This window comes from Bartonella sp. AD328YNZD, from assembly GCF_042196425.1.
In genome coordinates, this window is the sequence record NZ_JBHIQG010000090.1 from 1 (window position 1) to 7753 (window position 7753).

Here is a 7753-nt window from a genome sequence, read left to right on the forward strand (position 1 = left end):
ATAGGCTTTAATGGGGCTGTTGATCGGAAGTTTGTTGTTTTCTGTGAATTTGTAAAATCGTAAAAACGTGGAACTGTAATAGCGTGTGTGTGGTTGATCAAGGGCTGTGAGGGTTGTGAGAGGGGGATAAGCCCGTGTGAGGAGGAAAAAAATGTTTGGTTTTGGAGCTGTTGATATAAGGACGCTGTTTAGAGGCGTAAAGGAGAGGGATTGTTCGTTCTAAAAGCCTATGATGTAGAGAGTATGAGTTATTCAAGAGGGTGTTTGGGTATGGATAGAGTTTGAAGGGGCACTGCTTCTTTGCAAAGCAGAGGTATTGATCATAAGTTTTGTTTATTCATATGGTTTTTTATGGCATCCAGTACCTGTTGGCTTATCTCCTGATGGGGCAGCCGTCGTAAACCTTTTGGGGTTGTTTTTTGTCCTAATTGAATGGGGATAAAATCAACCTTGTTTTTGCGTGCGCACTCGAGGATTATTTGATCATGCGTGTTGGAACCAAAAATATGAAGAATACATGGTGGTTTAGGCAAAAGAGCTAACTGCTCAATTAATGCGCAGGAAAATGCATGGGCAGGCGAATGAATCCATAATATGCAATATTTTAGATCATGCCATTGCTTCACAGTTTCTAAAAATTGCGCCTTTGATGCCGCACAATCATAATCCAACGACACGCACAACTGTTTGTTGTGCAATGCCTCAAGCTGGACTTTATGGGAAAGAAAGCGTGCAGCAATAATCACTTCTTGCGGCTCTAGTGATTGATACAAAGGAGCAAGCATCCCTGTGCCCCCTACCACTAAATAACGATAGCGCGCCTCTTTTTTTTTCATGCCCCCTCCCTTATTGCTTTAAATCCCACCTCTTTGCTTTAAAAATGTGTACATTTCATCAGCAAGTCTTTCACAACGTGTTTGTACCTCTTCACTTATAACTTTCCAAGTACGACCTTCATCATCTGAGGAAAAATCTTCGTTGGAAGAGGCAATTTGACATTGGAGTGTGTAACCATAAAGCGTGTGCACCACCGGCACTAAATGTTCACAAGGTTGTGCGCATTTTTTGGCCGTACTCCCATGAGAGATAAGTCCAACAGGTTTATTTAAAAAGGCATTATAGGCTAAATTATCAAGAGCATTTTTTAAAACACCCGAATAAGACCCTTGATAAACGGGGCTTGCTAGAATAACACCATCAGCCGCTGCAATGGTTTTTACAAACTCACGGACTGCAGCACTTGGATTAGCCTCAACCTGCTGATGATAATCTGGATCTGTCATTGGCAAGGGATGTTCACGCAAATCAACCCAATGAAGTGATGCACCCCGCTTCATGAGGCAATCCGCTAAATAACTGGCTAAAGTTCTTGTTAAGGAAGGTTGACGCACAGACCCCAAAATAATTGCTATATTCAACAGGATTCTCCTTTATTTTTTTCCCAACAAGCCTATAACGCAAGGCTTATAAAGAATTATGAGTAAAATGATGCGTATCATTATGCTGTCCATAAAGAGCAATTGTGATGATATCGCATCATCATAGAATCAGTCCATGCTAACAAGATTGTTGACAAAACAACACCTCAAACTTGTAAGGGAATGTTAGTGCTTTCATTAATATTAAAACGCGTGATCTCAAAAATAGCGGCTGTCTCGTGTCTTAGAAGCGTTTTTATGAATATGTTCTGAGCTATTGCCTTGCAAGAACTCTAATGAAATATGGAAGATATCATCGTATTTTGAATGATCATTGAGCTTTTTTAATTGGAATAAGAAAGTTGTTAGATTTTCTCATTTCAAATGCTCTTATTGCGCGATCATTTGCAAATCAATGGAAGTTCCCTTTTTTATGTCTTAGTGGGGGGCCGAAAACAATGAGAAAAGAATAAAAATGCTTCTGTTTTTTCAAGGGATAAAGGCTATCGTAAAGGCGGGATATGGCTGTTGTTGGGGCAGGGGTGGGGTTGTTGTAGGAGCCTTAGGGTAATGGGGGTGTCTGTGTTGAGGAATGGAGTTATGGCGTGCTTGTTGCAAGGGGAGGGTAAGGCTATTGTAGAGGCCGCAGGGGGCGTATATGAATGGTGCCGGATTACATTTTTTATTGAAACAATAGGGGTGATAGATTTTATAGTAAGGGGGGTATATTCATGGGGGCGCTATTGTTATCCCTTTCATGGGGGCTGTTCATGAAATGGGGGTGATGCGTGTTGGTTTGCAAGTGTTGAGAGATGTTTCTTGAAAACAAGCACGTGAATTGGCAAAAGTATTGGCAACATAAATATGCAATACGAGTGTTCTCTGAGGTATTCTGTTTGACGACAATGGATGTAATTGTGCTTGAGAGGTTATTCGTGTCCTTATAAAAGTTAGGGACAAACAGTTGCATAAAAGGGAAGAGCAAATGAAGGGGGAAAATTACACATTTTATAACAAACGGTGCTCTTTTGTTTTTGGAAAATCATTTTGTTCTTATAAAGATCATATTATTATTTGTCTTATTTCTATCCTTATTGGGATAGGTTATAAAGCTCTTTTGATCCCATTAGAATCCAAGTGGTCGTTGAGTGTATCGCAGGATAGCACTCTTTTGTCGCTCTTTGTGATGCGTGAAGTCATCATGGTTGTTGTTGTTGCCTTGATGCCTGTTTTATTGGTGCTTTATCTCATCTTAACGTATTTGTTAAAAAAAATGATTCAGCAGTTGGATGAGGCTATCCAGCAACGGGGTCACACAACCGATCAACAAAATAATCCGGTAAAAAACAATAGAGAAAGAATAAGCAGTTTTTTTTATCGTATATTTTTGGTTGATATTTCTGCTAGACGTCTTTTTTCCTGCGGGTGTTGTCATGCTCATTTTAGAATTTTATTATTTTGTTTTCAAGCGCGTGAGAACGTATTGTAGAGTGAAACGGGAATTAAAACGCATAGGAAAAGAGAGTGACAAGGCGCTTGCGTAGCTATTGTGAGGGGGGAGAGGCACTGTTTGGAAGCTTGTGACACAAGAAGAGGGGATGGTTGGAAAATCATCAGGTAAAGAGGATAAAGAAGCCTATCAGGTTTGTAATGAGGAAGATGCTCTTAATCATTTGGAAGAGCAACCGCGCTTTTAGAAAATCAGGGGTTTTTATTGAAAATAAGGGAAGCACCATGCATTGTACTTTTCGTGGTTCTTAAAAGAGCGGGCATGAGATAAAGAAATGCGTTTTTCATAAAAAGGAAGAGCAATGAAGGGGAAAAATTCAGCATTTTATAATGGACTGCGCCATTTTTTCGAAAAAAGTGTTTTTTCTGTGGGAGAGCATGTTGTCATTTGTTTTCTCTCACTCATTATTGAGCTATGGAATAGGATTTTCTTTCTTGAGCTGTGGAACAGGATTCTCTCTCTCTCATCCTTGGATAGCAAAGAGTACAGCATTTTCTCTCTTGAGCTATGGAATAGGATTTTCTTTCTCTCATCTTTGGGTAGCCAAGAGAACTTGACAGGGTGGCAGGATACACCCCTTTTTCTCTCTCTGTGTACGTTTTGGAAAGTTATTACAATGTGTGTTTGGGTCTTGTTTCCAGTTTTGTACATACTCTTCATAACATTGTGGCTTTTGTTGGTAAAAAATATTCGGAAATTGAAAGAAATAGATTAGCAACGGGGTAAAATAACCGATCAAAAGGATCGGTATAAAAAAGGCGATAGAGAAAAAAGGAGTGATATGCTTGTCATGATATTTGTTCTCGTGCTTATGTTCGTGACATTGGGGGTTGCTTTTATTCCCATGATGATTTTGGAACTTTATTATGGTGTCTTTAAGCAGGCGAAAATGTATCGCTGTTTAAGAAAAGAACTGAAAAACGTCTTGAAAGAACAGGATACAGCGTTTGAGAAGTCATGAGAGGGGGAAAAATAATGAAGAAATTATGAGAGATTCAGCCTTTATAGGGATTGCTCTCTATACCATTATTTACAGGGATTGCTCTCTATACCATTTTGCCTCTGAGATGTTTTGGTGCTCTTTATGGGTTGTCCATAAACATTGCTCTAAGGGGCAGTGTTGAGGATGGCATTGAGTGGAAGAAAAGCCGATTATGGATCAGTGTTGATTAAAGGGAATAAGAGCCCGTGGGGTTTAGAGCCTAGAGTGAGCGCTTGAGACTTACTTTATCGTTTGAGTCCTGAGGAAGGAACGGTTTTGCTCGTAGGCGCCGCGCGGTATATGGGTTGTTTTCGTATTTTTAGGAGCCTTGTTCATTCAAGCTTTGAAATGAATCCTATTGAAGTGGGGATGCAGGGTCATTTTCTTGAAAATAGGAGAATTTTTAGGAAGAAAAAGCTGAATTGTGACTATTGTTTATAGATTGGTACGGTTTGAAAATCTTCACTGTTTGAGATGTGAGGAAGGCAAGAGGGGCCAAGGCAGCAGGAATATTATAATTTTTATTATGACGTAAGCCATAACGGCCTGTGTACTTTTCTTTATTCCGGTGGTATTTGGGTTTTGCATCATCAAAATGCGTAAATTGGAAAAAAAGATCCAGAAACGAGAAGAGGCAATCTCTGTGTGAGACAAAATAAGCTCTCTGTCACACGGGGCTTTTCAAAGAGTGAGAGGGGAATACATGAAGGAGCAAAATTGGACATCAGAGCAAGAAAAGCATAAAGGAGTGCATTCTTTTTCGCTTCAGCAAGTGTTGCTCTCAGCAAAGGATTATAAAGTTATTTTTGCTATTGCTGTTGTCTTTGTCATCTGGAGAATGGTTCTAGGAATACCAGGTGTATTAAATTGGCAGCTGACAGGGTGGCAATATGTTGTGCATGCCGTTCTCCTTAAAACAACGGACATTATAATGGTCTGTGTCATTATTTTTATTCCGGTTATGTTACGGCTTCGCACCAAAGTGACGGGTGAGTTATACAAAAATATTCAGAAACTAGACGAAGCGCTCTCTGAGCGAGAGCAAATAAGCTCTCTGTCGCACGGGTTGTGTAAATAGTGAGGGGGGAAAAATGAACAGTGATCCTATAGCTGTACTTCTATTAGATCCCGAGTTCTGGGTATTTATTGTTATTTGCATGATCATTATCATGCTTGTTTTAGCTCTTTATACCTCTGTCTTTAAACGGATGAAAATGAATTTCCAAGTGAAAGGCGCGTTGGAACGCGTGCTTAAAGAAAATGATCTTGCAATGCAGCAGTTTTGGAAAGATGAAGCCGTGCTGCAGAAGAGGCGTTTGCAACTAAAGGAAAAGGAAAAAGAACCCTTTGTCGGTTATGATGATGATGAAATTCTCACGATAGAAAGTGCAACAGCGCTTTTAAAAAGCTTGGGGTGGTCGGTGGACATCGAGGGAAAAGGAGATTATTTGGCAACCCTCTTTTTACCAGATCGCGAAGTGCAGTTTCTTTATAACGAAAAACACGTGGAAGAATTTTCCCCGTTTGATCGCGGGCTTTTAATTATGAGCGGTGTTTTTGCGGCTGCTTGTCAGACGATTAATCCTCATAATTCTGGGGTTTTGCCAACGGTATTTATGAATTTTGTACCCAATGGATTGGAAATTTTTGAAGAAAAAGTGAGTGCCGCGTGTTTAAAAAAAGCGCTTGAAAAAACTTTAAAATGGACAATGGAAGATGATTCTTTGCATGAAACTTTTCGCTCTCAATATCGTCTTCCTCCTTGGGAAAAAGACTCTTTATCTTGGACACCGGATGATGACATAGAGCTCGCACCTTATGCTTTGCTGCATCTTGCTGCTCTTGCTTTGCTGGGCGATGTGGAGACTTTAGCTTCTTATGACGAAAGTTTTACGGCAGGGAACCAGCTTGGCTTTGATGAAACCATTGAAAAAGTTTATTTGGAACGCGCGATGGTGATCGCTCAAGAAGTGGAAAGGGAAGGAAAGTTCAGTTACGATCTGCTGGAACGGGTTGCTGAGAAGTTGTCCATAGCCATGGACTATCAGCTTTTTAGAGATAGAAACCTTAATTTGTGTAATCAAAAACGAGATTTTCATAAAAAATTAGTTGAGGAGAAAAAACAAGAATTAAGAGAACAAGGATTTGAAGGGGTGAGTGATGAACAGTTCGTGTTTGAAGCAGAGGGGGTAAAACATGCTCCTGATATTACTTATATTAAAGATGGTAAAATCGCATTTATGGATATAAAAATTGATTAGTGTTGTACTCTCCTGTTGAAGAAAAGCGCTCTTATTTAAAAGATGTGAAAGCGCTATGATTGAGACGCTTTCACACCTTTCTTACCAGAGCAAAATAAAGTGTTCGAAAAATCGAGAATAATAGCCAAGATTTTAAAAAATAGACTGAAAATGGCTTGATCCTCAAGAATAGGGGAGAAAAATCAATTATAAATTCGCTCTCTTCTTTAAGACGGTTCTGTTGTTTTGTTAGAAAATGCTCATAAATTAGCGCTATGAGGGAAAGCTCCATTGACTCAAGGGGTGCTACGGGGGAGCTATAAAAGAGGGTAGAGCCTAAAAGGGGGTAGAGTCTAAAAGGGGGTAGAGCCTTTGTCATTTGAGATGAGAGGAAGGCAAAAATGCCATTTTTGAGCAGTGTTAAGCTCTTTTGCCTTTGAGGTGTTTTTTGTCTTTTTAAGAAGTCCTTGCCAATGAAGCAGCGCTTGTTAAGCTTCAACAGTGTTTCAGTATGGTGATATTGATGTAAAAATTTATGGTATTTTTGTGTTTTTAAGTCTGTTTCATGGAGATCTGGAAGCCAATTCGATGACGTAGGGGATGCATGGTCATTTTCTTGAAAACAGAAGAATTTTTGGGAAAAACAAGAAGATTGCGGACCCTTATTAACTAAAGCGCTATGGGAGGGAAGCTAGGGGGGTAGAGCCTTTGTCATTTGAGATGTGAGACAAGTAAAAATGGCATTTTTGAAGGCGATGATATTTGGCCAATAAAAATAAAAACACAATAAAAATTAAACTAAAACAAAGGAAAAATTAAACTAAAAAAGGCCCCATTTTATAAAGGGCCTTTTTATTTAAATTTTTACAATATACACAAAATGTATATAACCTTACTTTAAGAACTTTTTGTATCTTATATTTTATTAGCAACAAGTTGTAAGAAATATATAATAAGTGATCCTAAAAAACCAGCTAGTGCATTCAATAAATTTTCTGCTTTATCGTATATATCGTTGATGGATGCTTGTTCTGATGCGCTTCTATTACTGACTCTCAGTATATTCAATGTATCCGATGTGTCCCTTACTTGTTTAACAAACTGTAAAGTTGTTTTCTCAATAGTATAAGGAGCAACAATAGGAGAGGGTTGTTTATTGACTATACGATCAGATTTTTGAATCGCGAGAGCTAAACCACTTGTAATAGCCCCAGCTATGAAAAAATATCTGATATTCATAGTTTTTCTCCTATATTTATTTCTATAAATAAATATCGATACGTATCATATATAAATTCGATTTAAATAACTATAGTAAAAATACAACAATCACAAAAAAGAATAAACTTTGTCTAGAAATTGACAAAATTTACCCTTAATTGCCTTAATGAATTCTTTCAGATTCGACTTTATGAAGGCGTAAAAAAGTTTGAAAGCTCTGTAGAGAAGTGGAATCCCATAAGGTGGGTGATACAATAGTTGCTAGCAAACTTCTTTTTGTATCTTTGATCAAGGATTCATAAAAATGAGGGTTCATAAAAATGATATGCGATGAAAGTTGAGTAAACCCCTTGAGGGGAAAGATGCACTCTTTTTGAGGGCT

Annotated in this window: 7 protein-coding genes; 4 read left to right on the forward strand and 3 right to left on the reverse strand. The window is 38.6% G+C overall.

Annotated features, from left to right (window positions below; all coding sequences use genetic code 11):
• Positions 1-320 precede the first annotated feature (320 nt).
• Together ACFIO3_RS05810 and ACFIO3_RS05815 are read right to left on the reverse strand one after the other, a co-directional pair.
• Positions 321-836 carry a short-chain dehydrogenase gene (locus tag ACFIO3_RS05810; protein WP_375614465.1) on the reverse strand — a complete coding sequence of 172 codons (516 nt, stop codon included), beginning with the start codon at positions 834-836 and terminating at the stop codon, positions 321-323.
• An 18-nt stretch (positions 837-854) separates the two neighbouring features.
• Positions 855-1418: an NADPH-dependent FMN reductase gene (locus ACFIO3_RS05815; RefSeq protein ID WP_375607079.1), complete on the reverse strand. Its 564-nt coding sequence runs from the start codon at positions 1416-1418 to the stop codon at positions 855-857.
• Positions 1419-2403: 985 nt separating this feature from the next.
• Here ACFIO3_RS05815 and ACFIO3_RS05820 point away from each other — a divergent pair.
• From ACFIO3_RS05820 to ACFIO3_RS05835, 4 genes are all read left to right on the forward strand, one after another.
• On the forward strand, positions 2404-2907 hold the full coding sequence (locus ACFIO3_RS05820) for a hypothetical protein (protein WP_375704194.1): 504 nt from the start codon (positions 2404-2406) through the stop codon (positions 2905-2907).
• Between the two features lie 802 nt (positions 2908-3709).
• The gene (locus ACFIO3_RS05825) at positions 3710-3889 is read left to right on the forward strand and encodes a hypothetical protein (protein WP_375704195.1); all 180 of its coding nucleotides are present in this window, start codon (positions 3710-3712) and stop codon (positions 3887-3889) included.
• Between the two features lie 724 nt (positions 3890-4613).
• Entirely contained in the window at positions 4614-4988 is a 375-nt protein-coding gene (locus ACFIO3_RS05830; RefSeq protein WP_375607075.1) for a hypothetical protein, read from the forward strand.
• A 13-nt stretch (positions 4989-5001) separates the two neighbouring features.
• Entirely contained in the window at positions 5002-6171 is a 1170-nt protein-coding gene (locus tag ACFIO3_RS05835; protein ID WP_375686773.1) for a DUF6990 domain-containing protein, read from the forward strand.
• A gap of 894 nt (positions 6172-7065) precedes the next feature.
• Here the strand turns inward: ACFIO3_RS05835 and ACFIO3_RS05840 are convergent.
• Entirely contained in the window at positions 7066-7389 is a 324-nt protein-coding gene (locus tag ACFIO3_RS05840; protein WP_375607073.1) for a hypothetical protein, read from the reverse strand.
• Positions 7390-7753 lie beyond the last annotated feature (364 nt).